Source organism: Microbacterium yannicii PS01 (assembly GCF_000304335.1).
Taxonomy (GTDB): Bacteria; Actinomycetota; Actinomycetes; order Actinomycetales; family Microbacteriaceae; genus Microbacterium; species Microbacterium yannicii_A.
This window is the reverse complement of the sequence record NZ_CAJF01000014.1, coordinates 19,503-45,601: the sequence shown is the minus strand read 5'-3', so window position 1 is coordinate 45,601 and position 26,099 is coordinate 19,503. Positions and strand designations below refer to the sequence as shown.

General features: G+C 69.0%; 22 protein-coding genes, 4 tRNA genes and 1 pseudogene. 10 read left to right on the top strand and 17 right to left on the bottom strand.

The features are described from left to right. Position 1 precedes the first annotated feature (1 nt). The 4 genes from ruvC to pdxS form a co-directional block, all read right to left on the bottom strand. Complete coding sequence (gene ruvC, locus WYM_RS09800) at positions 2-580, bottom strand: crossover junction endodeoxyribonuclease RuvC (protein WP_040569234.1); 579 nt, start codon at positions 578-580, stop codon at positions 2-4. 69 nt (positions 581-649) lie between these two features. Next, positions 650-1,411, bottom strand: coding sequence for a YebC/PmpR family DNA-binding transcriptional regulator (locus WYM_RS09795; protein ID WP_019180655.1), 762 nt, complete (start codon positions 1,409-1,411; stop codon positions 650-652). Between the two features lie 143 nt (positions 1,412-1,554). Further along, positions 1,555-2,157 (bottom strand): pyridoxal 5'-phosphate synthase glutaminase subunit PdxT, encoded by a 603-nt coding sequence (gene pdxT, locus WYM_RS09790; RefSeq protein WP_019180654.1) that lies wholly within the window; start codon positions 2,155-2,157, stop codon positions 1,555-1,557. Then, positions 2,154-3,044: a pyridoxal 5'-phosphate synthase lyase subunit PdxS gene (gene pdxS, locus WYM_RS09785; protein WP_019180653.1), complete on the bottom strand. Its 891-nt coding sequence runs from the start codon at positions 3,042-3,044 to the stop codon at positions 2,154-2,156. Before pdxS ends, pdxT begins: the two co-directional genes overlap by 4 nt. A gap of 108 nt (positions 3,045-3,152) precedes the next feature. Here pdxS and WYM_RS09780 point away from each other — a divergent pair, with 108 nt between their 5' ends. Together WYM_RS09780 and pdxY are read left to right on the top strand one after the other, a co-directional pair. Continuing rightward, on the top strand, positions 3,153-4,508 hold the full coding sequence (locus tag WYM_RS09780; RefSeq protein WP_040569233.1) for an aminotransferase class I/II-fold pyridoxal phosphate-dependent enzyme: 1,356 nt from the start codon (positions 3,153-3,155) through the stop codon (positions 4,506-4,508). Between the two features lie 7 nt (positions 4,509-4,515). Further along, the gene (pdxY, locus tag WYM_RS09775) at positions 4,516-5,367 is read left to right on the top strand and encodes a pyridoxal kinase PdxY (RefSeq protein WP_019180651.1); all 852 of its coding nucleotides are present in this window, start codon (positions 4,516-4,518) and stop codon (positions 5,365-5,367) included. 66 nt (positions 5,368-5,433) lie between these two features. On the opposite strand, the gene WYM_RS09770 is transcribed toward pdxY, so the two are convergent. Together WYM_RS09770 and thrS are read right to left on the bottom strand one after the other, a co-directional pair. Continuing rightward, positions 5,434-6,018, bottom strand: a complete 585-nt coding sequence (locus WYM_RS09770; RefSeq protein WP_423793904.1) for an HIT family protein — start codon at positions 6,016-6,018, stop codon at positions 5,434-5,436. Positions 6,019-6,083: 65 nt separating this feature from the next. Continuing rightward, positions 6,084-8,064, bottom strand: a pseudogene (gene thrS, locus WYM_RS19840) (threonine--tRNA ligase). A 204-nt stretch (positions 8,065-8,268) separates the two neighbouring features. On the opposite strand from thrS, the gene WYM_RS09760 reads away from it, so the two are divergent. Beyond that, the gene (locus tag WYM_RS09760) at positions 8,269-8,481 is read left to right on the top strand and encodes a KTSC domain-containing protein (protein ID WP_026059706.1); all 213 of its coding nucleotides are present in this window, start codon (positions 8,269-8,271) and stop codon (positions 8,479-8,481) included. Here WYM_RS09760 and WYM_RS19835 read toward each other — a convergent pair. From WYM_RS19835 to WYM_RS09735, 5 genes are all read right to left on the bottom strand, one after another. Further along, positions 8,469-8,753, bottom strand: coding sequence for a helix-turn-helix domain-containing protein (locus tag WYM_RS19835; protein ID WP_019180647.1), 285 nt, complete (start codon positions 8,751-8,753; stop codon positions 8,469-8,471). The two genes, WYM_RS09760 and WYM_RS19835, sit on opposite strands and share 13 nt — an antisense overlap. Beyond that, entirely contained in the window at positions 8,754-9,239 is a 486-nt protein-coding gene (locus tag WYM_RS09750; protein ID WP_019180646.1) for a DUF2975 domain-containing protein, read from the bottom strand. 132 nt (positions 9,240-9,371) lie between these two features. Further along, positions 9,372-9,446 (bottom strand) — tRNA-Val (locus tag WYM_RS09745). Positions 9,447-9,474: 28 nt separating this feature from the next. Beyond that, positions 9,475-9,545, bottom strand: a tRNA-Cys gene (locus WYM_RS09740). 54 nt (positions 9,546-9,599) lie between these two features. Continuing rightward, positions 9,600-9,672: transfer RNA gene (locus WYM_RS09735), tRNA-Gly, on the bottom strand. 153 nt (positions 9,673-9,825) lie between these two features. On the opposite strand from WYM_RS09735, the gene WYM_RS09730 reads away from it, so the two are divergent. Further along, a tRNA-Val gene (locus tag WYM_RS09730) sits at positions 9,826-9,901 on the top strand. Between the two features lie 43 nt (positions 9,902-9,944). Here WYM_RS09730 and WYM_RS09725 read toward each other — a convergent pair. The 3 genes from WYM_RS09725 to zapE all read right to left on the bottom strand — a co-directional run bounded on the left by WYM_RS09725 (position 9,945) and on the right by zapE (position 13,041). Continuing rightward, positions 9,945-10,484: a type II toxin-antitoxin system PemK/MazF family toxin gene (locus WYM_RS09725; protein ID WP_019180645.1), complete on the bottom strand. Its 540-nt coding sequence runs from the start codon at positions 10,482-10,484 to the stop codon at positions 9,945-9,947. Positions 10,485-10,551: 67 nt separating this feature from the next. Continuing rightward, complete coding sequence (locus tag WYM_RS09720) at positions 10,552-11,823, bottom strand: ammonium transporter (protein ID WP_019180644.1); 1,272 nt, start codon at positions 11,821-11,823, stop codon at positions 10,552-10,554. 186 nt (positions 11,824-12,009) lie between these two features. Then, entirely contained in the window at positions 12,010-13,041 is a 1,032-nt protein-coding gene (gene zapE, locus WYM_RS09715; protein ID WP_019180643.1) for a cell division protein ZapE, read from the bottom strand. A gap of 122 nt (positions 13,042-13,163) precedes the next feature. Between zapE and WYM_RS09710 the strand changes: the two genes are divergently transcribed. Both WYM_RS09710 and WYM_RS09705 read left to right on the top strand, forming a co-directional pair. Beyond that, entirely contained in the window at positions 13,164-14,072 is a 909-nt protein-coding gene (locus WYM_RS09710; protein WP_019180642.1) for a sulfurtransferase, read from the top strand. Positions 14,073-14,075: 3 nt separating this feature from the next. After that, positions 14,076-14,531 (top strand): SufE family protein, encoded by a 456-nt coding sequence (locus WYM_RS09705; protein ID WP_019180641.1) that lies wholly within the window; start codon positions 14,076-14,078, stop codon positions 14,529-14,531. 6 nt (positions 14,532-14,537) lie between these two features. On the opposite strand, the gene WYM_RS09700 is transcribed toward WYM_RS09705, so the two are convergent. Beyond that, positions 14,538-15,758 carry an alpha/beta hydrolase family protein gene (locus WYM_RS09700; RefSeq protein ID WP_019180640.1) on the bottom strand — a complete coding sequence of 407 codons (1,221 nt, stop codon included), beginning with the start codon at positions 15,756-15,758 and terminating at the stop codon, positions 14,538-14,540. Positions 15,759-15,783: 25 nt separating this feature from the next. Here WYM_RS09700 and WYM_RS09695 point away from each other — a divergent pair, with 25 nt between their 5' ends. The 4 genes from WYM_RS09695 to WYM_RS09680 all read left to right on the top strand — a co-directional run bounded on the left by WYM_RS09695 (position 15,784) and on the right by WYM_RS09680 (position 21,007). After that, positions 15,784-16,380: a DUF3000 domain-containing protein gene (locus WYM_RS09695; protein ID WP_019180639.1), complete on the top strand. Its 597-nt coding sequence runs from the start codon at positions 15,784-15,786 to the stop codon at positions 16,378-16,380. Next, positions 16,373-17,572 (top strand): ribonuclease D, encoded by a 1,200-nt coding sequence (locus WYM_RS09690; RefSeq protein WP_019180638.1) that lies wholly within the window; start codon positions 16,373-16,375, stop codon positions 17,570-17,572. Before WYM_RS09695 ends, WYM_RS09690 begins: the two co-directional genes overlap by 8 nt. 72 nt (positions 17,573-17,644) lie before the next feature. Next, a complete protein-coding gene (locus tag WYM_RS09685; RefSeq protein WP_019180637.1) occupies positions 17,645-18,850 on the top strand; it encodes a thiolase family protein in 1,206 nt (401 codons plus the stop codon). Between the two features lie 12 nt (positions 18,851-18,862). Next, the gene (locus WYM_RS09680; protein WP_019180636.1) at positions 18,863-21,007 is read left to right on the top strand and encodes a 3-hydroxyacyl-CoA dehydrogenase NAD-binding domain-containing protein; all 2,145 of its coding nucleotides are present in this window, start codon (positions 18,863-18,865) and stop codon (positions 21,005-21,007) included. A 72-nt stretch (positions 21,008-21,079) separates the two neighbouring features. Here WYM_RS09680 and dxs read toward each other — a convergent pair whose 3' ends face one another. Both dxs and WYM_RS09670 read right to left on the bottom strand, forming a co-directional pair. Beyond that, entirely contained in the window at positions 21,080-23,038 is a 1,959-nt protein-coding gene (gene dxs, locus WYM_RS09675) for a 1-deoxy-D-xylulose-5-phosphate synthase (protein WP_019180635.1), read from the bottom strand. Between the two features lie 96 nt (positions 23,039-23,134). Next, complete coding sequence (locus WYM_RS09670) at positions 23,135-25,969, bottom strand: aconitate hydratase (RefSeq protein WP_026059705.1); 2,835 nt, start codon at positions 25,967-25,969, stop codon at positions 23,135-23,137. Positions 25,970-26,099: the final 130 nt, after the last annotated feature.

Here is a 26,099-nt window from a genome sequence, read left to right as displayed (position 1 = left end):
GTCACCGCCGGGAGAGGCGCTCGGCGTCGGCCCAGGCGCGCTGAGCGGGCGTGAGCGGACCGGATGCCGCGGCCGGCGTCGCCCCGCCGCGCCAGGCGTGGCACAGGGCGAGGGCCAGCGCGTCAGCCGCATCGGCCGGCTGCGGGAGGGCGTCCAGACGCAGCACCCGCGCGACCATCGTCTGCACCTGCCGCTTGTCGGCGGAGCCGTACCCGGTGATCGCCGCCTTGACCTCGGAAGGCGTGTGCGTCGCCGCGGGAAGACCGCGCTCCCCCGCCACCAGCAGTGCGATCCCGCTCGCCTGCGCAGTGCCCATGACCGTGGCCCGGTTGTGCTGGGCGAACACGCGCTCGACGGCGACGACGTCGGGTCCGTGCGCCTCGATGACGGCGCGCAGGCCCGATGCGATCACGGCGAGGCGCTCCTCGATCGGCGCGTGCGGCTCGGAGCGCACGACACCCACGTGCACCAGGCGGGCGGACCGGTCCGGCGCGACGTCCACGACCCCCACGCCGCAGCGCGTCAGACCCGGGTCGATGCCGAGCACGCGAAGCGTCGGGCGGGAGGATCCGTTGGCCACTCCCTCACGTTAGGCCAGCACGAAGGATGCCTCGGCCAGGCGCGCCCCGGAGGCGGCAGAGGTGGACGCTCAGTCCTCTTCGCTCTCCAGCTCGGCCTGCACCTCGGCGCTAAGGTCGAAGTTGCTGTAGACGTTCTGCACGTCGTCGCTGTCCTCGAGGGCGTCGATGAGGCGGAAGACCTTGCGCGCCGTGTCGGCGTCGACCTCGACCTTGAGGTTCGGGACGAATTCCACGTCGGCGGACTCGTAGTCGATTCCGGCGTCCTGCAGCGCGCTTCGCACCGTCACCAGATCCGAGGCCTCGGTGACGACCTCGAACCCCTGCGGGTGGGACTCGACCTCCTCGGCGCCGGCCTCGAGGACCGCCATCATGACGTCGTCCTCGGTGGTGCCCTCGCCCGAGACGACGATGACGCCCTTGCGCGTGAAGTTGTAGGCGACACTGCCGGGATCGGCGAGGCTGCCGCCGTTGCGGGTCAGCGCGGTGCGCACCTCGGCGGCGGCACGGTTCTTGTTGTCGGTGAGGCACTCGATCATGAGGGCCACGCCGTTGGGCCCGTACCCCTCGTACATGATCGAGGTGTACTCGACGGCCTCGCCGCCGATCCCCGCGCCGCGCTTGATCGCGCGGTCGATGTTGTCATTGGGGACCGATGTCTTCTTGGCCTTCTGCACGGCGTCGTACAGGGTCGGGTTGCCCGACAGGTCGGCGCCGCCGATCTTCGCGGCGACCTCGATGTTCTTGATGAGCTTGGCGAACGACTTGGCACGGCGCGCGTCGATGACGGCCTTCTTGTGCTTGGTCGTCGCCCACTTGGAATGCCCGGACATGGTCCTCCTGTAATCCTGTTCGGCGGCTCGTGCGCGGCCCGCGGTGGCCGGGTCGGCGCGGCTGCTGCCGGCAGACCATTCTAAGACAGCGCCGAGCGCCCTCCTCGTCGACTCCACCGCGGCTGCGCGGACGGCGGCGTCGGTCAGGCCGCGCGCTGCTCGACCATGTCGAGGAACATCCGGTGGAACCGGTGCTCGCCGGTCACCTCCGGGTGGAAGGCCGTGCCGAGGAGGGCGCCCTGCCGGACGGCGACGATGTCGCCGTCCACGAGCGTCGCCAGGGTCTCGACCCCCGGCCCGACCTGCTCGACCCGCGGTGCGCGGATGAACGCGGCGTGCACCGGCGGTGCGCCGAGCGCCGGCACATCGAGGTCCACCTCGAACGAGTCGACCTGACTGCCGAACGCGTTGCGACGCACCGTCGCATCCAGGCCGCCGAACGTCTGCTGCCCCTCGATCCCGTCGGTGATGCGGTCGGCGAGCAGGATCAGTCCGGCGCACGTCCCGAAGACCGGGAGTCCTGAGGCGATGGCGTCGCGAACGGGCTCACGCATCCCGAATGAACGCGAGAGCTTGTCGATCACGCTCGATTCGCCACCGGGGATCACCAGCCCGTCCACGTCGGCCAGCTCCCGGGGCCGCCGCACGAGGCCCACGTCGGCGCCCAGCCCGGCGAGAACGCGCGCGTGCTCGCGCACGTCGCCCTGCAGGGCGAGGACCCCGACGCGGGGCCGCGTCGAGGTCACCAGCCGCGCTCGGCGAGTCGGTGCGGCGCGGCCAGGTCGGCCACGTTGATGCCCACCATCGCCTCACCCAGACCGCGCGAGACCTCGGCGATCACTGCGGCGTCGTCGTAGAACGTCGTGGCCTTCACGATGGCCGCCGCGCGCTGGGCGGGATTGCCGGACTTGAAGATCCCCGAGCCGACGAATACGCCGTCCGCGCCCATCTGCATCATCATCGCCGCGTCGGCGGGCGTCGCGACGCCTCCGGCGACGAACAGGACGACGGGCAGCGTGCCGGTCGCGGCGACCTCGGCGACGAGGTCGTACGGAGCCTGCAGCTCCTTCGCGGCGACGTACAGCTCGTCCTTCGACATCGAGCGCAGCGCGTTGATCTCACCCGTGATCTTGCGGATGTGCTTGGTCGCCTCCGAGACGTCGCCGGTGCCGGCCTCGCCCTTGGACCTGATCATGGCGGCACCCTCGTTGATGCGACGCAGCGCCTCGCCCAGGTGCGTGGCGCCGCACACGAACGGCACGGTGAAGTTCCACTTGTCGATGTGGTTGACGTAGTCGGCGGGCGAGAGCACCTCCGACTCGTCGATGTAGTCGACGCCGAGCTCCTGCAGCACCTGCGCCTCGACGAAGTGCCCGATGCGCGCCTTCGCCATGACCGGGATGGAGACGGACTCGATGATGCTGTCGATCATGTCGGGGTCGCTCATCCGAGACACACCGCCCTGCGCACGGATGTCGGCGGGAACGCGCTCCAGCGCCATGACAGCCACAGCGCCCGCGTCCTCGGCGATCTTGGCCTGCTCCGCCGTGACGACGTCCATGATGACGCCGCCCTTCAGCATCTCGGCGAGGCCGCGCTTGACGCGGCTGGTTCCGGTGTCGGCAGTGGTCACAGGGTCTTCCCTTCGGAGGACGCGCCACGCGGCGCGGCAGAGCGGACAAATCGGGCGATTGACCTAGGCCAAAAGATAGCATGTACCGGGCCTACACTCGGGAAGGCGATGGACGGTGACATGAACCTCGGAATCAGCGGTCGGACGGCCAGTGAGATCGCCGACAGCCTGCGACAGCTCATCGACCGCGGCGCGCTGCGGGCCGGTGACTCGCTTCCCCCGGTGCGCACCCTCGCCGAAAGCCTGGGGATCAATCGCAACACCGCGGTGGCGGCGTACCGGCAGCTCACGCAGACGGGCGTCGTCGTGACCCTCGGCCGTGGCGGCACGCGGGTCGCCGGCCGATCGCCCGTGGCGCAGGAGGGCTTCGCCGCCGACAGCGTGCTGCGTGATGTGGGCACGGGCAATCCCGACCCCGACCTCATCCCCGACCCGTCCCGGGCGCTCGCCGGTATGGCAGGCCGGCCCGTGCTGTACGGCGAGCCGGTGATCGACCCCGGTCTGGAGCAGTGGGCGCACCGCTGGATGAGCGAAGACCTCGGCGGGGCCGGCCCGATGCGACTGACGATCACGAGCGGCGCCGCCGATGCCGTCGAGAGGCTTCTGGCGCAGGCGCTCACGCGCGACGACGGGGTCGCGCTGGAGGACCCCTGCTTCCTCACCAGCATGCACACCGTGCGGCTCGGCGGATACCGCCCGGTGGCGGTGCCGGTCGACGACGAGGGCATGACGGTCGAGGGCCTGCGAGCTGCGCTCGCCCAGGGCGTCCGAGCGGTGGTGTGCACGCCGCGAGCGCAGAACCCGACCGGCGCGAGCCTGTCCGCGGACCGCGCGCGCGACCTGCGATCGGTGCTGCGCGAGCATCCCTACGTGCTGGTGATCGAGGACGATCACTTCTCCCTGCTGTCGCAGCAGCCCTTTCACTCGCTGATCGGTCCCGATCACCGGCGGTGGGCCCTCATCCGGTCGGTGTCCAAGTTCCTCGGACCCGACATGTGCCTCGCGGTGACGGCCTCGGATCCCGAGACCGCGCAGCGACTCGCGATGCGGCTGACACCCGGCACCACCTGGGTGAGCCACCTCCTCCAGCGACTGGTGCTCGCGATGGTCACCGATCCGGAGGTGCTCGCCGCGATCGAGCGGGCCGGCGTGCACTACGCCGCGCGGAACGCCGCTTTCGCGGATCGCCTGGCGGCGCGCGGTATCGCCACCCGGATCGGGGACGGCCTGAATCTGTGGGTCGATCTGCCCGTCCCGGCGCGCAGCGTCTCGGAGCGGCTGATGCGCCGGGGCTGGCTCGCCCGCAGCGGCGACGACTTCCAGGTGGCCGGCGCCGGCCCTTCTCACCGCCTCCGCCTGACGGTGCACGATCTCGATGACGACGACGCCGAGCAGCTCGCGACCGATATCGGTGCCGCCGTGCAGGCCTCGCACGGACGACCGGCGCCCGCCGAGGTGGGATGATCGAGCGGTGAAGATCCTGTCGATCCAGTCCGCGGTCGCGTACGGCCATGTCGGCAACTCCGCCGCCGTCTTCCCTCTCCAGCGCATCGGCGTCGAGGTGCTCCCGGTCTACACCGTGAACTTCTCCAATCACACCGGCTACGGCGCATGGCGAGGGCCGCTCATCAGCCCCGATGACGTGCGCGACGTCATCCTCGGCATCGAGGAGCGCGGCGTCCTTCCGCAGATCGACGTCGTGCTGTCGGGCTATCAGGGCGGCGAGGGCATCGCGGACGTCATCCTCGATGCCGTCGCTCGCGTGAAGGAGGCCAATCCCGGCGCGGTGTACGCCTGCGACCCGGTCATGGGCAACGCGAAGTCGGGGTGCTTCGTCGCCCCGGCGATCCCGGACCTGCTCCGTGATCGCGTGGTGCCGGCGGCCGACATCATCACCCCCAACCAGTTCGAGCTCGGGTATCTCACGGACACGTCACCCGACACGCTCGAATCCACCCTGCAGTCGGTCGATCTGGTCCGCGCGACGGGGCCGGGCACGGTCCTGGTGACGAGCGTCGAGCGCCCCGACCGCGATCCCGAGACGATCGAGATGCTGGCCGTGAACGACGCAGGGGCGTGGCTGATCGCGACGCCCTACATCCCGATGAAGGCGAACGGCTCGGGAGACGTCACCGCGGCGCTGTTCACCGCGCACTACCGTCGCACAGCGGACGCCGCCGACGCGCTGGCCCGCACCACCTCGAGCGTCTTCGACCTCCTCGAGCGGACGCACGCCTCGGGCGAGCGCGAGCTTCAGCTCGTCGAGTCGCAGGAGGCCTACGCGAGCCCCCGTATGCAGTTCACGGTGCAGCAGGTCCGCTGACACCGGAGGAGGCGGCTCGAGCCGCTTCCGCGCGAACCGCGGGTGCGGCATCCGCTCTTCCCGGGCTCAGCCGTGCCAGGCGTCGGCCACCGCCCGACGGACGTCGCCGAGCAGCTGCGGCAGCGCCTTCGTCTTGGCGATGATCGGGAAGAAGTTCGCGTCGGACGCCCACCGCGGCACGATGTGCTGGTGCAGATGCTCGTCGACCCCGGCGCCGGCGACATGGCCCTGGTTCATGCCGATGTTGAACCCGTCGCACCGCGAGACCTCACGCAGCACGCGCATGCCCTGCTGCGTGAGGGCGCCGATCTCGGCGACCTCTTCGTCGGACGCCTGATCGTAGGTCGCGATATGGCGGTACGGGCAGACCAGCAGATGTCCTGAGTTGTAGGGGAACAGATTCAGCAGCGCATAGGCCGTGCGCCCGCGGAACACGATGAGCCCGTCCTCGTCGCTCTTGCGCGGTGCATCACAGAACGGGCACTCGTGCCGCAGGACCTCGGGCCCGGCTTTGATGTACGCCATCCGGTGCGGGGTCCACAGCCGCTGGAACTCGTCGGGCACCCCGGCGAGTGTCGCCGCGTCGACCAGGGTCGATTCGCCGGCACCCGCATCCGGCGCCTCTCTCCGGCTCTCGTCGACGTCTCTCACGCCCCCGTCGACGCGCTCCGGAACCGAACCTTCGCGACCGCGACTTCCTGCGAGCGGGTCGCTGCTCACGCGAAGTCCTCCGCGGTGTTCACGAGGGTGTGGGCGGCGATCGCCTCCCGGACACGGCGCACCGCGTCGTCGATCGGAACACCGTTCTCCTGCGTGCCGTCGCGGAAACGGAACGAGACCGTGCCGGCGGAACGGTCCTGCTCCCCCGCGATCAGCTGCAAGGGAACCTTCTGGGTGGCGTGGGTCCGGATCTTCTTCTGCATGCGATCGTCGGAGTGATCGAGCTCGGCCCGCACTCCCTCGGACTGCAGTCGGGCGATGACCTCGCCGAGGTAGTCGGCATACTCCTCCGCGACGGGGATGCCGACGACCTGCACGGGCGACAGCCAGACGGGGAACGCGCCGGCGTAGTGCTCGAGCAGGATCGCGAAGAACCGCTCGATCGAGCCGAACAGCGCGCGGTGGATCATAATCGGCCGCTTCTTCTGGCCGTCGCGATCGGTGTACTCGAGCTCGAAGCGCTCGGGAAGGTTCGGATCGACCTGCACAGTCGACAGCTGCCAGGTGCGGCCGATCGCGTCACGGGTCTTCAGATCGATCTTCGGGCCGTAGAACGCCGCCTCGCCCGGCACCTCGGTCAGCTTGAGTCCGCTGGCGAGTGCGACGTTGCGCAGCGCATCCGTCGAGTACTCCCAGAACTCGTCCGAGCCGATCCACTTGTCCTTCTCGTCGTCGCGCATCGACAGTTCGAGCTCGAAGTCCTCGAGGCCGAAGTCGCGCAGCATCGAGATGACGAACTGGAGGACCCGCGTGGTCTCCTCTTCGAGCTGGTCCGGGGTGACGAAGAGGTGCGAGTCGTCCTGCGTGAAGCCGCGCACGCGGGTCAGCCCGTGGAGGGCGCCCGAGAGCTCATTGCGATAGACGGTGCCGTTCTCAGCGAGCCTCATCGGCAGATCGCGGTAGCTGCGTGCGCGCTCCTTGTAGATCAGGATGTGCATCGGGCAGTTCATCGGCTTGAGGTAGTAGTCGACGCCCGGCTTGGTCACTTCGCCGTTCTCGTCGCGCTCCTCGTCGAGATGGATGGGCGGGAACATGCCCTCCCGGTAGGTGACGAGGTGATTGGACTGCAGGAACAGGTCCTGCTTCGAGATGTGCGGGGTGTAGACGTAGGTGTAGCCGCCCTCGATGTGGCGACGGCGGGCGTGCTGCTCCATCTCGCCCCGCACGATGCCGCCGCGCGGATGCCAGACAGACAGGCCGGAGCCGATCTCGTCCGGGAACGAGAACAGGTCGAGCTCCTTGCCGAGCTTGCGGTGGTCGCGCTTCGCGGCCTCCTCGAGGCGGGTCTGATAGGCCCGCAGCTCGTCCTTGGTCGGCCAGGCGGTGCCGTAGATGCGCTGCAGCTGGGGGGTTCTTCTCGCTCCCTCGCCAGTACGCGCCGGCGATGCGCTGCAGCGACCAGCCGTTGCCGATCATGCGGGTGTTGGGAAGGTGGGGTCCGCGACACAGGTCCTTCCAGACCGTCTGGCCGTCGCGGTCGACGTTGTCGTAGATCGTGAGCTCGCCGGCTCCGACCTCGACCGAGGCGCCCTCGGTCTTCGCAGCGCCGCCCTTCAGACCGATCAGCTCGAGCTTGAACGGCTCGTCGACCAGCTCGACACGCGCCTCTTCATCGGTCACGACGCGGCGCACGAAGCGCTGTCCCTCGCGGACGATGCGCTGCATCTCCTTGTCGATCGCCTTGACGTCCTCGGGCGTGAACGGCTGGTCCACCCCGAAGTCGTAGTAGAAGCCGTCGGTGATCGGCGGCCCGATGCCGAGGTTCGCCTGCGGGTTGATGCGCTGAACAGCCTGCGCCAGCACATGTGCGGTCGAGTGACGGAGGATGTCGAGTCCATCCGGGCTGTCGATGGCGACCGGTTCCACCACGTCGGTCTCGTGGACCTGCGTCGCAAGATCCTTCAGCTCTCCGTTGACACGGAGGGCGACCACGGATCGGTCGGGGAAAAGGGCGAACCCGTCGGCGGGGTAGGACACGGCGTCAGACACGGAAACTCTCCTGGAGATGGCTCGGATCAAGGCTACTCAGCTTCGGACGCGCACCGCGCCCCGCCCGCTCAGGCGCCGAGCGTTCGCGTACCGGTCGTCGCCCGCGAGGCAGCGGCGATCGACCGGGAGAGTTCCATGCCCTCGAGTGTAGCCCTGCCCTCACCGCCGGCCCGGAGGCGTAGCCTCGGAGGCGTGAGGCGCCAGCAGGTGGAGTCGACGGTCATCGCGTCGGCGGGTTACGACGCAGCCACGGCGATTCTGGAGCTCGAGTTCACGTCGGGCGACGTCTACGAGTACTTCGCCGTGCCTCCGTCTGTGCATCGCGCGATGCTCGAGGCGCCGAGCGCGGGCCGATTCTTCGCCGCGCACGTCCGCGACGTGTATCCCACGCGTCAGAAGCGCTGATCGGCGCGGCCGGCCACGCCGGCCACGTCGGAATCGGCCGGAGGAACAGCGCCGCTCTCCGGTGCCGGCGACGACTCCCAGCGGAGGAGATCACCCGGCTGGCATTCGAGAGCCTCGCAGAGGGCCTCGAGCGTGGCGAACCGGACGCCGCGGGCACGACCGTTCTTGAGGGCGGCAAGGTTGGCGGGCGTGATGCCGATCCGGTCGGCCAGCGTGCCGACGGCCATCTTGCGCCGCGCGAGCATCACATCGATATCGACGACGATGGGCATTCAGACCATCTCATTCAGCTCGGCACGCAGGGCGCGGGCTTCCGCCTCGCGCTCGATGGCCTGCTTGAGCAGCGTCTTCATCACGACGACCAGCAGCGCCATCCCGCCCAGCACCAGCGATGCCCCGCACACCAGTCCGACGATGCCCGGCGCCGTCGTGCCGGAGGCGAGGAGAACAGCCATCAGGAGCGCCAGCGCCGCCGCCGCCGCGATGGTCCAGACGATGACGTCGACATAGCGGAAGGAGGATTCGGAGAAGACAGAGCCTTTTCGCACCTTGGTCAGGAGCTGCCAGACGCAGACCGCGAAGATCTGCATCGTCACCACCCCCAGCACGATCAGGGTGACGAAGACGATGCGCGCCCACAGCAGCTCGCCTTCCAGGTCCAGCCAGATGGCCGGAACGATGAAGACCTGCACCACCAGCGACCCGACCAGCGCCAGCGCGATCACGACACGGAGCGCCAGAATCGTTGCCTGACCCATTTGCCTCACCCTTCTCGCGGAACAACCGAAATCTATCGTTTCGCGATAGATATGGCAAGTGTCACGAGTGTTGGACCGGGTGGTGCCGCCGTGCGGGGAAAAGAAGAACCCCCGCCGGGGCGGGGGTTCGGGTGGTGCGCGATACTGGGATCGAACCAGTGACCTCTTCCGTGTCAGGGAAGCGCGCTACCGCTGCGCCAATCGCGCCCGTTCGGGCTATTCAGTTGTGCAGGCGAGGTGGCGACGGGATTCGAACCCGTGTAAACGGCTTTGCAGGCCGGTGCCTAGCCGCTCGGCCACGCCACCGCGTGTGGATTGACCCCACGTGCTGTGATCTCCCGAAGGAGACCCCTGCACTCGAGCGGATGACGAGACTCGAACTCGCGACCCTCACCTTGGCAAGGTGATGCGCTACCAACTGCGCTACATCCGCATTTCGTGTCCGGATTCGCACCCGGGCACTTGGAAAACTTTAGCCCACGAATCGCGCACTGCCAAACCGGGCGCACGTCGCGCGTGTCTTCCCAGCCGGTTCGAGACGCCCGCGCGCATCCGGTAGGATCGTTACTCGTCCCCCTCGGGAGACGGGCGATTGGCGCAGTTGGTAGCGCGCTTCCTTCACACGGAAGAGGTCATCAGTTCGAGTCTGGTATCGCCCACCACCTCCACGGCCCGATCGATTCGATCGGGCCGTTCTGCTCGGACTCACCGCCCGGCCGACCAGCCGTAGCGGCTGTGCAGCGCCGCGGCGACGCGAGCGAAGCGATCGCGCGGCAGAGCGGATGCCTCGCGCCGCATGCCGTCCCGGTGGACGCTGTACACCTGCTCGACGTCGACCCAGGAGGGCCGGCCCCGGGCGTCCCACTCCCCCGCGCCGATCGCGAGGTAGTCGCGGTCTCCGTCGTGCGCCTTGCTGGTCAGCCGCACCGCGTAGACGCGATCCGCATCCTGCCGCGCGATGACGAGGACCGGTCGGTCCTTGCCTCGGCCGTCGGCCTCGTCGTAGGGCACCCATGTCCAGACGATCTCGCCCCCGTCGGGAGCACCGTCGCGATCGGGAGCGTATTCGATGTGCAGTGCTCGGCGCGGCGGGGGTGCGATCTCGACCGTCGCGGTGCGGCCGGTGCGGGCGGCGGAGGTGTCGACGTCCACGACGGCGCGTGACGCGACGGGGACGCGGTCGTCGCCGGCGGGCTTCACGAACAAGCGCGCGAGACGGTGCAGGATGCCGGAACGCGGGGTCATAGGGGCACGATAGCGCGCAGGGGCGCCGCGGTAGCCCGCGGCGCCCCTGGCGTTGTGCGTGGTCGGCTCAGCCGCGCGAGCCCTCGAGTACGTAGCCCTCCTCGCCGTGGACGACCGTGTCGATGCCGGCGACCTCGTCCTCGTTCTTGACGCGGAACCCGATCGTCTTCTCGATCGCGAAGCCGATGACGTAGGCGAGCACGAAGGAGTAGATCAGCACCGCGAAGGCGGCGATCGCCTGAACGAGCAGCTGCGTGCCGCCGCCGCCCATGAACAGGCCCACGTCGGTCGCGAAGAACCCGATGAACAGGGTGCCGATGAGGCCGCCGACCAGGTGGATGCCCACCACGTCGAGCGAATCGTCGAAGCCCCACTTGTACTTGAGCTCGATCGCGAGGGCGCAGACGGCTCCGGCGATGAGTCCGAGCACGATCGCCCAGAACGGCGTCACCGATGCACAGGCCGGGGTGATCGCGACCAGGCCCGCGACGGCACCGGAAGCGGCGCCCACCGAGGTCGGCTTGCCGTCCTTGAACTTCTCGACGACGAGCCAGGCGAGCAGCGCTGCGGCGGGCGCGGCGATGGTGTTGACGAATGCCAGGGCCGCGACGCCGTCGGCGGCGAGCTCCGAGCCGGCGTTGAAGCCGAACCAGCCGAACCACAGCAGTCCGGCGCCGAGGAGCACGAACGGCGGGTTGTGCGGGACGTGGACGCCCTTCTGGAAGCCCAGGCGCTTGCCCAGGACCAGCGCGAGGGCGAGGGCTGCGGCACCGGCGTTGATGTGGACCGCGGTGCCACCGGCGAAGTCGATCGCGCCGGCACCGAACCACTCCTGCAGGCCCATCGTGATCCAGCCGCCGTAGGCGAAGCTGCCGTCCTCGGCGAGGCCGAAGTTGAAGACCCAGCTCGCGACCGGGAAGTAGACGATGGTCGCCCACAGGAGCGCGAAGATCATCCAGGAGCCGAACTTGGCGCGGTCGGCGATGGCGCCCGAGACCAGCGCGACGGTGAGGATCGCGAAGGTGGCCTGGAAGGCGACGAATGCCAGCGGCGGGTAGGCGCCGTCACCGGCTTCGAGAAGGCTCGTCAGTCCGAGCTCGTTCCAGTCGATCGTCCAGGGCGCCTGGATGGTGCCCTCCTCCGTGGCGGGGAAGGCGATCGCGTAGCCGTAGAGCACCCACAGCACGCCGATGAGTCCGAGAGCGCCGAAGCTCAGCATCATCATGCTGATGACGCTCTTCGCCTTCACGAGTCCGCCGTAGAAGAACGCGAGTCCTGGCGTCATCAACAGCACGAGCGCTGCGCATATCAGGATGAATGCGGTGTTTCCTTGATCCATCTCGAAGTGAACCTCTCTGCAGGGACGCAGGTGTAGCGTCGGGTTCCCTCAGTGTTGCGATTCACGGTTTCGGCAGCGGTCCACCCCGTGTTTCCCGCGCGTTACACGAGGGCGATTCACGTAAACATCGTGTTTCGCGGCGACGAGAGCGTCCCGCGAATCACGAAGGGACGACGGCGCGTCGCGTCACGCGAGAGTAGAGGCGACCAGCCGTGAGATGGCCCGCAGGTACTTCTTGCGGTAGCCGCCGGTGAGCATCTCGTCGGGGAAAACCAGGTCCAGCGAGGTCCCCGTCGCCCGGATCGGCAGCTCGGCGTCGTACACGCGATCGATGAACGCGACGAAGCGGAGCGCGGCCGACTGGTCGGTGAACGGCTCGACTTCTCGGAGGCCGACCACGGAGAGGCCCTCGATCAGCTTGATGTACCGGGAGGGGTGCACGCGCGCCAGATGTGCGACGAGATCGGCGAACCTGTCGTCGGACGCGAGGCCGCGCGCCGCGGCATCCGTGATCGCCGCCTGATACGCCGAGGCCTCGAGGACGGCGGCGTGACCGTCGACCGCGCGGTGGCGGTAGTCGGTCCCGTCGATCCGGATGGTCTGGAAGCTGGAGGCCATGGCGTGGATCTCGCGCAGGAAGTCCTGGGCGGCGAACCGGCCCTCGCCGAGGGCGTTGGGAGGAGTGTTGGATGTCGCGGCCAGGCGGGTGCCCGACGCGACGAGCTCGCCCAGCAGGCGCGTCATCACCATCGTGTCGCCCGGGTCGTCGAGCTCGAACTCGTCGATGCACAGGAGATCGGACCCGCGGAAGAGCGCCACGGTGTTCTGGTAGCCGATCGCACCGACGAGGGCGGTGTACTCGATGAACGAGCCGAAGTACTTCCGGCGGGCGGGCATCGCGTGGTAGACCGCGGCCAGGAGGTGCGTCTTTCCCACACCGAACCCGCCGTCGAGGTAGACGCCCGGCTTCACCTCGGGTCGCTTCGCGCGCCGGAACAATCCGCCCCCCTTGGCGGGAGCGACCGCGCCGGCGAAGACCGAGAGGAGATCCTTCGCCTCCTGCTGCGAGGGGTACGAGGAATCGGCCCGGTAGGTCTCGAACGTGGCGTCGGCGAACTGCGGCGGCGGAACCAGGGCGGCGACCATATCGGCGCCGGCGAGCTGCGGCGTGCGATCGGCGAGCTGAATGACACCGGTGCCGGTGGCGGAGGCGGTCATGAGGGATCCTGGCTGTGACGGAGTCTTACTGGAAGTGCGTGGGGCCTCGCCGGGGAATCTATCGTCGGAGGAGGCGGTTCAACCTTAGTCGTCGCCCAACGCCCCCGACCCGAGGAGCAATCATGTCCGTCGAGACCGACACGTCGTCCGAGAAGTTCGCCGAGTACGCCGAGCCCGGGCGGCTCGTGACCGGTGAATGGCTGGAGAGCCGGCTGGGCCGGCCGGGCCTGGTCGTCGTGGAGTCGGACGAGGACGTCCTCCTGTACGAGACCGGCCACATCCCCGGCGCCGTCAAGGTCGACTGGCACACCGAGCTCAACGATCCGGTGGTGCGCGACTACGTCGATGGCGAGGGATTCGCGAAGCTCCTCAGCGCCAAGGGCATCTCCCGAGACGACACCGTCGTGCTCTACGGAGACAAGAGCAACTGGTGGGCGGCCTACGCGCTGTGGGTCTTCTCGCTGTTCGGGCACGAGGACGTTCGGCTGCTCGACGGCGGGCGCGACAAGTGGATCGCGGAGGGGCGCCCGCTCACCACCGACGCGTCCTCGCCCGTGCCGACCGACTATCCCGTGGTGGAGCGGGACGACTCGGCGCTGCGCGCCTACAAGAAAGACGTGCTCGCTCACCTCGGCGCCGGACCGCTCATCGACGTGCGCTCGCCCGAGGAGTACGACGGGTCCCGCACGACGGCGCCCGCGTATCCGGAGGAGAGCGCCTTGCGCGCCGGCCACATCCCCACCGCGCAGAGCGTGCCCTGGGCGCGCGCGGTCGGCGCGGACGGCGGCTTCAAGACGCGCGCCGAGCTGGACGCCATCTACCGCGACGAGATCGGACTGCGCGACGACGACTCGATCGTCGCGTACTGCCGCATCGGCGAGCGGTCCAGTCACACCTGGTTCGTGCTCCGGCACCTGCTCGGTTTCGGCGACGTGCGCAACTACGACGGCTCGTGGACGGAGTGGGGCAGTGCCGTGCGCGTGCCGATCGTGGCCGGCTCCGAGCCCGGCTCCGTGCAGCAGGGGCGGTGAGCGATGACCGACGCCGATCTGCCTGAAAGCCTCGCCGAGATCCGCGACGAGTTCCTCGCGCTCCCCGAGTCCGATCGCCTGCAGCTGCTGCTGGAGTTCTCGCAGGAGCTGCCGCCGGTGCCGGCCGAGTACGAGGACCACCCCGAGCTGTACGAGCGGGTGGCGGAGTGCCAGTCCCCCGTCTTCATCGTGATCGATGTCGACCCCGACGACACGGTGGCGATGCACGCCACGGCGCCGCCCGAGGCGCCCACGACACGGGGATTCGCGAGCATCCTCGCGCAGGGCATCACCGGCCTCAGCGCCGACGAGGTGCTCTCCATCCCGTCCGACTTCCCGCAGAGCATCGGCCTGACGCGCGTGGTGTCGCCCCTGCGCATCTCAGGCATGACCGGCATGCTGCTCCGCGCCAAGCGGCAGGTGAGCGCCAAGCGCGCAAGCGCGACGAGCGCCGGCTGAGGCTCGTCAGCGGTCGGTGCTCGCCGCAGGCTCGACAAGGCCCTGAGCGGCCAGCCAGGAGCGGATGCTGTCGCTCCAGCGGCCCTGGTCGTAGTTCCAGAGCTTGGTGTGACGCGCCACTTCGAAGACGTTCAGGTCGACGAGGTCCGGTCGTGCCACGGCGAGGTCGTGCGAGGCGTCCGAGGGCACGAAGCCGTCGTCGTCGCTGTGGAGGATGAGGACCGGATGCCGCAGCTCGGCCGCGCGCGCCACGACGTCGAGGCGGTCGAACGGGATCGCTCCCCCGGACCGCGTCAGGGGTGAGGCCCACTCGGTCTTCAGCGCCTCGATCGCGAGTCCGCTCACTGCCGGCGGGACGCGCATGGCACGAGCCTGATAGTCCAGGACGATCCGCCAGTCCACGACGGGCGACTCCAGGATCAGGCCGGCGATCGAATCGCCGTGGGCGGAGTTGAGCGAGAGCTGCAGCGCGATCGCGCCGCCCATCGACCATCCCATGACGATCACGCGTCGTGCGCCGCGCCGGCGGGCGAAGCCGACCGCCGCGTCGACATCCCGCCATTCGGTCGCACCCAGGGTGTAGGCGCCGCTCCGGCTGCGGGGAGCCTCGCCGTCGTTGCGATACGAGACCACGAGGGTGGTGATGCCGAGTCCGTGGAACACCGGGACCGCCCGCAGGCACTCGGCGCGCGTCGTTCCCCGTCCGTGAACCTGGACCACCCACGTGTCGCCGTCGCCGGCGGGAAACAGCCACGCCGGGCACGGTCCTACCGTCGAGCCGATCAGCTCGGGAGTGTACGGCAGATGCAGCTGTTCAGGTGTGTCGTAGTACCAGCCGCTGAACGCCGCCTCCGGTGCGAGCCGGGCATCGGACCCGACGTGCGTCAGCAGCTTGCGCTTGACACTGACCTCGTCCTCCGAGAGCACCGAGCCGAGCTTGATGTAGTCGGCGGTCCCGCTCGTGAAGAGCCCGTACCGCCCGGGCAGCTCGGTGTCGGGGGTGCGCGCGAGCGTGATCGTCTGCGCCGCCGTGTCGAGCGAGAGGATGCGCGTGTCGGGCACGCGCCGCGCCGGGGTGACCACTCGGCGCGCCATGCGCACCGATCCCGCTGCGAGGAGGCCGAGCACGCCGGCGAGGGCGAGGCTCAGCACCGCGAGCGCCGCTCTCACTCCGGCCACGAGAGCGGGAGATGCGCCGGGCATCGCGGCGCGCCTGGAGTCGACCATCGAGGCCTCAGCCTAGTCTGTCCGCGTGGCTGAGCATCGTCCTCCGGCGGCGCCGTCCTCGTTCGCGCAAGCGGCCGACGATGTGCGCGCCATGTCGTTCCGCGACGACCTCACCGTGCGCGAGATCCCCGCACCCACCGGCATCGCTCCGCACGCCCTTGCGATCGCGGGCGACGTGCGCGCAGAGGAGGAACCGGACGGCCTGGACTCGCCCTACGGCACCGGGCGGCTGATCCTTCTGTACGACGCCGACGAGCCGGCTCCGTGGAACGGCCCGTGGCGGATCGTCTGCTTCGCGCAGGCGCCGCTGGAACCAGACATCGGCGTCGACCCCCTGCTCGCCGACGTGGCGTGGTCATGGCTGACCGACGCCCTGGACTCGCGCCGGGCGAGCTATCACTCGGCATCCGGAACCGCCACCAAGACTCTCTCGAAGGGCTTCGGATCCCTGGCGGCCGAGGGCGACGGCGCGCAGATAGAACTGCGCGCATCCTGGTCGCCGGAAGGCGCGATCGCTCCGCACGTGGAAGCATGGGCAGAGTTGGTGTGCATGCTGGCCGGGCTACCGCCGGGCTCTGAAGGGATTGCGATGCTGGATTCTCGCAGGTCGACGCGTGGTTGATTACGTCGTCATCGACGAGCTCGAAGGTGCTGTCGAAGCAGCTCGCGTGCTCGCCGGAGGGAGCGGCCCCGTGGCCGTCGACGTGGAACGCGCGTCCGGCTTCCGCTACTCCCAGCGCGCCTACCTCGTACAGGTGTTCCGGCGTGGCGCGGGCCTTTTCTTGTTCGACCCGCCGCCCATCGGCGACTTCACCGCGCTGCAGGACGCGATCGGCGACGCGGAGTGGGTTCTGCATGCCGCCAGCCAAGACCTGCCCTCGCTGCGCGAGCTCGGACTCCGGCCGGCGAAGATCTTCGACACCGAGCTCGCCGCCCGGCTGCTCGGACACGAGCGGGTCGGTCTCGGCGCCGTCGTCGAGGACACCCTCGGCATCTCGCTCGCCAAGGCGCACTCCGCCTCCGACTGGTCGACCCGCCCGCTGCCCCAGGCCTGGCTCGAGTACGCCGCGTTGGATGTCGAGCACCTCGTGGACGTCCGAGACAAGCTCGCCGACGAGCTCGCAGAGCAGGGCAAGACCGAATTCGCCGCACAGGAGTTCCTGGCGGTCCTCGAGCGCGAGCCCAAGCCCGTCCGCGAAGAGCCGTGGCGCCGGCTGAGCGGGCTGCATACGGTCCGCGGCCGGCGGGCGCTTGCCGTCGCCCGCGCGCTGTGGACGGCACGCGAGGAGTTCGCGCAGGAGCAGGACGTGGCGCCGGGGCGCCTCGTACCCGATCGGGCGCTCGTCGCCGCGGTGCTGGCCGATCCCGCGTCCAAGAGCGCCCTGGCGGCTGTCAAGGACTTCACCGGACGCGCCAGCCGATCGCAGCTGGATCGCTGGTGGGCCGCGATCGAGGCCGGGCGGGCAGCTGATCCGCTCCCCCTGGAGCGCGGCGGCGGCGGAGACTCCCTCCCCCCGCCTCGGGCATGGAGCGACCGCAACCCGGAGGCCGACGCGCGGCTCAAGGCGGCGCGCCCTGTGGTGGAGCAGCGTGCCCAGGAGCTCGGCATGCCGACCGAGAACCTGCTGACGCCCGACCTGCTGCGTCGCGTCGCCTGGTCTCCGCCGGAACCGCTGACCGCGGCATCCGTCGGCGATGCCCTGGAAACGCTCGGCGCGCGCCGCTGGCAGATTGAGCAGACTGCACAGCCTATTGCCGATGCCTTTGTGGGATCCGTGCAAGAGCCCGCGACCGCGTCGGAAACGGCTTCGTAGGTTTCCGCCACCCGATTCTCAGCGGCCAGCGGCCGCTCCTAGGCTGACGTCATCCCTATTTTTGGAGGCAGAGTGGCCGAGATTTCGGACGTCTTCTTCGTCGATGGAATGCGCACCCCGTTCGGGCGCGCCGGCGAGAAAGGCATGTACTGGAACACCCGAGCGGACGATCTTGCCGTCAAGGCGACGATCGGCCTGATGGAGCGCAACGCCGACGTTCCCCGGGACCGCATCGACGACGTCGCGATCGCCGCGACCTCGCAGACCGGCGACCAGGGCCTGACCCTGGGCCGGAGCGTCGCGATCCTGGCCGGGCTGCCGCAGAGCGTCCCCGGGTTCGCGATCGACCGCATGTGCGCGGGCGCCATGACGAGCGTCACGACGATGGCCGCGTCCATCGGAGTCGGCATGTACGACGTCGCGCTGGCCGGCGGTGTGGAGCACATGGGCCACCACCCGATCGGTGCCAATGCGGACCCCAACCCGCGGTTCGTCGCGGAGAAGATGGTCGACCCCGGCGCGCTCAACATGGGCGTCACCGCCGAGCGCATCTTCGACCGCTTCCCGCATCTGACCAAGGAGCGCTCCGACCGGTTCGGCATGCTGAGCCAGCACAAGCTGCAGGCCGCCTATGACACCGGCAAGATCCAGCCCGACCTGGTGCCGGTCGCGGTCAAGGACGCCGAAGGCGCGTGGGGTCTTGCCACCGAGGACGAGGGACGTCGCCCCCAGACGACGATGGAAGACCTGGCGGGCCTCAAGACGCCCTTCCGTCCGCACGGCCGTGTCACGGCCGGCACCTCCTCGCCCCTCACCGACGGAGCGACGATGTCGCTGCTGGCCGGCGGCGCAGCCGTCAAGGAGCTCGGGCTCGCGCCGAAGATGAGGCTCGTCTCGTTCGCGTTCGCGGGCGTCCAGCCCGAGATCATGGGCATCGGGCCGATCCCGGCGACCGAGAAGGCGCTGAGGAAGGCCGGCTTGAAGATCGACGACATCGCGCTGTTCGAGCTCAACGAGGCCTTCGCCATCCAGGTCATCTCGCTGCTGGACCACTTCGGGATCGCCGACGACGACCCTCGCGTCAACCAGTGGGGCGGCGCGATCGCGGTGGGCCACCCGCTCGCCGCGTCCGGCGTGCGCCTCATGATCCAGCTCGCCGCGCAGTTCGCTGAGCGCCCGGACGTCCGCTACGGCCTCACCGCGATGTGCGTGGGACTCGGGCAGGGCGGATCGGTCATCTGGGAGAACCCGCACTACGACGGCAAGCGGAAGAAGTAGGGGCCGGCTGGAATGACGAACTACGAACAGATCGACTTCTCCCCCATTCAGGCCCTGACGGAGGGCGAGGTGATCACGCACTCCCGCGTGCGCGACATCCGCCTCGCCTCCGGCAAGGTGCTCGCTCTCATCACGCTCGACAACGGCCGGGACCACACCCGCCCGAACACACTGGGGCCGGCGACCCTCACCGAGCTCGGAGAGACGCTCGACACCCTCCGTACCCGCGCCGGCAAGGGCGAGATCCAGGCGGTCGGCATCACCGGCAAGCAGTACATCCTGGCCGCCGGCGCCGATCTCTCCGACATCTCGAAGGTGGGCTCGAAAGACCACGCCCGCCTGATCGCCCAGCTCGGCCACCACGTGCTGGGCAAGCTGTCCGACCTCGGAGTGCCGTCCTTCGCCTTCGTCAACGGACTCGCCCTCGGCGGCGGGCTCGAGATCGCGCTCAACTCGACATATCGGACGGTGGATGCCTCGGCCGCCGCCATCGCGCTGCCCGAGGTGTTCCTCGGCATCATCCCCGGCTGGGGCGGGGCCTACCTGCTGCCGAACCTGATCGGGATCGAGAACGCGCTCGAGGTCGTGGTCTCCAACCCGCTCAAGCAGAACCGGATGCTCAAGCCGCAGCAGGCCTTCGACTACGGCATCGTCGATGCGATCTTCCCGGCGGCGAACTATCTCGAGGAGTCCCTCGGGTGGGCCGACCGCGTGCTCAGCGGACGCGTGAAGGTGGACCGCAGGAACGAGCCCGGCAAGATCGAGCGCGCCGTCAAGTGGCCCGTCGCGATCAAGATGGCGCGCGGCATGCTCGAGTCGAAGATCGGCACCATGCCGCGCTCCCCGTACGCGGCGCTCGAGCTGCTCGACAAGGCGAGGGGCGGTACGCGAGCCGAGGGCTTCGCGCGCGAGGACGAGGCGCTGGCCGAGCTCGTGGCAGGCGACCAGTTCGCCGCATCGATGTACGCCTTCGATCTGGTGCAGAAGCGGGCCAAGCGTCCGGTGGGCGCGCCGGACAAGGCGCTCGCCAAGAAGGTCGCCAAGGTCGGCATCATCGGCGCAGGCCTCATGGCCTCTCAGTTCGCGCTGCTGTTCGTGCGCAAGCTCCGGGTGCCCGTCCTCATCACCGACCTCGACCAGGCTCGCGTCGACAAGGGCGTCGCCTACATCCACGAAGAGATCGGCAAGCTCGAGGCGAAGGGACGCCTCGACGGCGACACCGCCAACCAGCTGCGAGCCCTGGTGACCGGCACGACCGACAAGAGCCTCTACGCGGACTGCGATTTCGTGATCGAGGCGGTCTTCGAGGAGGTCGGCGTCAAGCAGCAGGTCTTCGGCGAGATCGAGAAGATCGTGGCCGAGGACGCGATCCTCGCGACGAACACCTCATCGCTGTCGGTCGAGGAGATCGGCGCCACGCTCGCACACCCCGAGCGCCTGGTCGGCTTCCACTTCTTCAATCCGGTGGCGGTGATGCCGCTGATCGAGATCGTCAAGACGCCGCACACGGCGGATGCCGCGCTCTCCACCGCGTTCGTCGTGGCCAAGAACCTCGGCAAGAACGCGGTGCTCACGGCCGACGCTCCGGGCTTCGTCGTGAACCGGCTGCTCGCGAAAGTGATGGGCGAGGCCGCCCGAGCCGTGTACGAGGGCACGCCGGTGGCCGACGTCGAGAAGGCGTTCGCTCCCCTCGGGCTGCCGATGGGACCGTTCCAGCTGATCGATCTCGTCGGCTGGAAGGTCGCGGCCCACGTGCAGGACACGATGGTGGGCGCCTTCCCCGACCGGTTCTACGCCAACGACAACTTCCACGCCCTTGCCGAGCTGCCCGAGGTCGTCGAGAAGGACAAGGGCGGTCGCGTAACGGGATGGACCAAGGCGGCGGAGAAGACCCTCAGGCCCGCGGTCGGCAAGACGCCGACCCCCGCCGCCGAGATCCTGCGCCGCGTGCAGGACGGCCTGGCGCAGGAGATCCGGATCATGCTCGACGAAGGCGTGGTGCCCGAGGTGCAGGACATCGACCTCTGCCTGATCCTCGGCGCCGGCTGGCCCTTCATCGACGGCGGAGCATCGCCGTACCTCGACCGCGAGGGAGCGTCGGAGCGCGTCTTCGGCGACACCTTCCACCACCCGGCCATCAGGGGCATCAAGGCGTAGTCCGCCGCAGCGATCGGCGAAAGGGCACATCCTCATGGTGAGGATGTGCCCTTTCGGCGTCCCGCCCGGCGGTCAGTCGCGGGACTCGCGGGCCCGGGCGAGGTCGTCGAGCGTCGAGACGTCGCCGGGGGCCGCTCCGCGCGCCACGGGGATCCGCGTGCCGAGCACCTGGGCGACCACGTCCTGCGCGATCTTGGCGGGCAGCAGGCCGGCGTCCTCCATGATCTGGTCCCGGGTCGCATGATCGATGAACGCATCGGGAACGCCGAGCTCGTCGACGGCGGTGTCGACCCCCGCCTCGCGCAGCACTTGACGCACACGGGTGCCGATGCCTCCGACGCGGATGCCGTCCTCGATCGTGATGACGAGGCGATGGGATGCCGCGAGCTCGACGATCGACGGCTGCACCGGGATCACCCATCGCGGGTCGACGACCGTCGCGCCGATGCCCTGGGCGCGCAGGCGCTGCGCCACGTCCACCGCGGTGTGCGCCATGGGTCCGATGCCGACCAGCAGCACGTCGTGGGCCTCGGACCGCACCAGGACGTCGACGCCGTCGTCGAGACGCTCGATCGCGGGAAGCTCCGCGCCGAGAGTCGCCTTGGGGAACCGCACCACCGTCGGAGCATCGTCGACGGCGACCGCTTCGCGCAGCTCCTCACGCAGCCGCTCGCCGTCCCGAGGCACGGCGATGCGGATGTTCGGGACGATCTGCAGCATCGCAAGATCCCAGATGCCGTGATGGCTGGGGCCGTCGGGGCCGGTAACGCCGGCACGGTCCAGGACGAACGTCACACCCGCACGATGGAGGCCGACATCCATCAGCACCTGGTCGAAGGCGCGGTTCATGAACGTCGCGTAGATCGCGACGACCGGATGAAGACCGCCGAACGCCAGACCCGCGGCCGAGGCCACGGCGTGCTGCTCGGCGATGCCGACGTCGTAGACGCGATCCGGGAAGCGCTGAGCGAACGGGAGCAGGCCAGTGGGTCGCAGCATTGCGGCGGTCATCGCGATGACATCGTCGCGCTCCTCGCCCACGGCGACCAGCTCGTCGGCGAAGACGTCGGTCCACGTCGTGTCGCCGGGGCCGCCGAGCGCCACGCCCGTGAGCGGGTCGATCTTGCCGACGGCGTGGAACTGATCGGCCTCGTCTTCCAGGGCGGGTCCGTAGCCGCGACCCTTCTCGGTGATCGCGTGGACGATCACCGGCGCGCCGTACTCCTTCGCGAGCTCGAGCGTCTCGATGAGCGTCGGCAGGTCGTGTCCGTCGACAGGACCCAGGTACTTGATGTCGAGGTTGGAGTAGAGGGCCGCGTTGTTCGTGAAGCGCGACAGGAAGCCGTGCGTCCCCCCGCGAACGCCGCGGTAGACCGCCCGCGCGGCGGGACCGAGCTTGCGGAACAGCGTGTCGGAGCCGCGGTGGAGGGTGCGATACGAGTCCGCGGTGCGCACCCGGTTCAGATAGCGCGCCATTCCGCCGATCGTCGGCGCATAGGAGCGCCCGTTGTCGTTGACGACGATGACGAGGTTGCGGTCGTTGTCGTCGGAGATGTTGTTGAGCGCCTCCCACGTCATTCCCCCCGTCAGCGCGCCGTCGCCGACGACCGCGATGACGTGGCGGTCTCTGCGACCGGTGCGGGTGAGGGCACGCGAGACCCCGTCGGCCCAGCTCAGCGAGCTCGACGCGTGGGAGGACTCGACGACGTCGTGCGGGCTCTCGGAGCGCTGCGGATAGCCGGCCAGACCGCCCCGGGCACGGAGACGGGTGAAGTCCTGTCGCCCGGTGAGCAGCTTGTGCACATACGACTGATGTCCGGTGTCGAAGATGAAGGGATCCGACGGCGAATCGAACACCCGATGCAGCGCGATCGTGAGCTCGACGACACCCAGATTGGGTCCGAGGTGGCCCCCGGTGCGCGCGACGTTCTCGACCAGGAATCCGCGGATCTCGTCCGCGAGCTGTTCCAGCTGGTCGAGGCTGAGAGCATCGAGGTCACGTGGTCCGGCGATGGACGACAGCAGCGGCATTCCCGCTCCTTTCCCGGCCCAGGAGGGCCCTGCAAGTCTACCCGGGACACGGACGGGGACCGGATGCCGCGGCATCCGGTCCCCGTGAAACCGCTGTCAGACCAGCGAGCGCAGCACGTACTGCAGGATGCCGCCGTTGCGGTAGTAGTCCGCCTCACCGGGCGTGTCGATGCGCACGACCGCGTCGAAGGTGACGGTCTGCTTGCCCTCGGCCGAGAACTCGCTCGGCTCGGCGGTCACCTTGACGGTCTTGGGCGTGACACCCTCGTTCAGCTCGTCCAGGCCCTCGATCGAGACGATCTCGGTGCCGTCCAGGCCCAGCGACTTCCAGGTCTGGCCGGCCGGGAACTGCAGCGGCACGACGCCCATCCCGATGAGGTTCGAGCGGTGGATGCGCTCGAAGCTCTCGGTGATGACGGCCTTTACGCCCAGCAGACTGGTGCCCTTGGCCGCCCAGTCGCGGGACGAGCCCGAGCCGTACTCCTTGCCTCCGAAAATCACGAGCGGAGTGTCCTGCGCCTGATAGTTCTGGCTGGCGTCGTAGATGAACGACTGCGGTCCGTCCGCCTGCGTGAAGTCGCGGGTGTAGCCGCCCTCGACGATCTGACCGTCGTTGACGGCGGCGACGAGCTCGTTCTTCAGCCGGATGTTCGCGAAGGTGCCCCGGATCATGACCTCATGGTTGCCGCGGCGCGAGCCGTAGGAGTTGAAGTCCTTCTGCGCGACGCCGTGCTCGGTGAGGTACTGCGCGGCCGGGGTGCCCGCCTTGATGTTGCCGGCCGGCGAGATGTGGTCGGTGGTGACCGAGTCGCCGAGCGCGGCCAGCACGCGAGCGCCCTGGATGTTCGACACCGGCGTGAGCTCCATGGTCATGCCGTCGAAGTACGGGGGCTTGCGGACGTACGTCGAGGACTCGTCCCATTCGAAGACGTCGCCCGTCGGGGTCGGCAGGTTCTTCCAGCGGTCGTCGCCCTCGAACACGGTGGCGTACTGCTTGGTGAACATGTCCTCGCTGATGGACGAGTCGATGGTGGCCTGCACCTCGGCGGCGTCGGGCCAGATGTCCTTCAAGAAGACGTCGTTGCCGTCCTGGTCCTTGCCCAGCGGGTCGGTCTCGAAGTCGAAGTGCATCGAGCCGGCGAGGGAGTACGCGATCACCAGGGGCGGGCTGGCGAGGTAGTTCATCTTCACGTCGGGGTTGATGCGCCCCTCGAAGTTGCGGTTGCCCGAGAGCACGGCCGTCACGGCGAGGTCGTTCTGCTGGACGGCTGCCGAGACCTCTTCGATGAGCGGTCCCGAGTTGCCGATGCACGTGGTGCAGCCGTACCCCACCGTGTAGAACCCGAGGTCCTCCAGGTCCTTGGTCAGTCCTGCCTTCTCGTAGTAGTCGGTGACCACCTTGGAACCCGGCGCGAGAGTGGTCTTCACCCACGGCTTGGCCTTGAGTCCCTTCTTCACCGCGTTGCGGGCGAGCAGGCCGGCGGCCAGCATGACCGACGGGTTCGAGGTGTTCGTGCACGAGGTGATCGCGGCGATCGTGACGGCGCCGTTGTCGATGATGTAAGGACTGCCGTCGGCGGGCTCCACCGTGACCGGCTTGGATGCCGCGGCCGGTCCTCCACTCGCGATGTGGACCGTCCGAGTGACGGGCTCCTCATCCCCGGGTACGGCGCCCGGGTCGGATGCGGGGAACGAGTGCTTGGACTCGAGGTCGACGATCGAGGTCGACTCGGACGCGTCGGCGTAGTTGACGATGTCCCTCTCGAACTGCGCCTTGGCGTCGGAGAGCCGGATGCGGTCCTGCGGGCGCTTGGGCCCCGCAATGGAGGGAACCACCGTCGACAGGTCCAGTTCCATGTATTCGCTGAACACCGGCTCCACCGCCGGGTCGTGCCACAGGCGCTGCTCCTTGGCGTACGCCTCGACCAGAGCCAGGCTCTGCTCGCTGCGGCCCGTCAGGCGCAGGTAGTCGATCGTGACGTCGTCGATGGGGAAGATCGCGGCGGTCGAGCCGAACTCGGGGCTCATGTTGCCGATGGTCGCGCGGTTCGCGAGCGGGACGGAGGCGACGCCTTCGCCGTAGAACTCGACGAACTTGCCGACCACGCCGTGCTGGCGCAGCATGTCGGTGATCGTGAGCACCACGTCCGTCGCGGTGACACCGGTCGGGATGCTGCCCGAGAGCTTGAATCCGACGACGCGCGGGATGAGCATGGAGACCGGCTGGCCGAGCATCGCGGCCTCGGCCTCGATGCCGCCCACGCCCCAGCCGAGCACGCCCAGGCCGTTGACCATCGTGGTGTGCGAGTCGGTCCCGACGCAGGTGTCGGGATACGCACGCAGCACGCCGTCGACGGTGCGGTCGTAGATCACCTTGGCGAGGTGCTCGATGTTCACCTGGTGGACGATGCCGGTGCCGGGCGGGACGACCTTGAAGTCGTCGAAGGCGGTCTGGCCCCAGCGAAGGAACTGGTACCGCTCGCCGTTGCGCTCGTACTCGATCTCGACGTTGCGCTCGAGGGCGTTCTCGGTGCCGAAGAGGTCGGCGATGACGGAGTGGTCGATGACCATCTCGGCGGGCGACAGCGGATTGATCCGCTTGGGGTCACCGCCCAGGGTCTCGACAGCCTCGCGCATCGTGGCGAGGTCCACGATGCAGGGCACACCGGTGAAGTCCTGCATGACGACGCGCGCCGGCGTGAACTGGATCTCGGTGTTCGGCTCGGCGTCGGCATCCCACGCGCCGAGCGCCTCGATCTGCGCTTTCGTCACGTTCGCGCCGTCTTCGGTGCGAAGCAGGTTCTCGAGCAGCACCTTCAGGCTGAACGGGAGCTTCTGATGCCCCTCGACGGTGCTGATGCGGAAGATCTCGTAGTCGGTGCTGCCGACCGTCAGGGTGCTCTTGGCACCGAAGCTGTCAACCGTGGACACGTCTGTCTCCTTCGTCGGCGGCGGGAGCGGGCCGATGCCCGGCTTCCCCATCTTCCCCCGCCCCGGAGCCCTCGGCTAGTGAGGATGGCCTTATTCGGGCGGAGAGAATTTATCTCGATATCAAGATAAA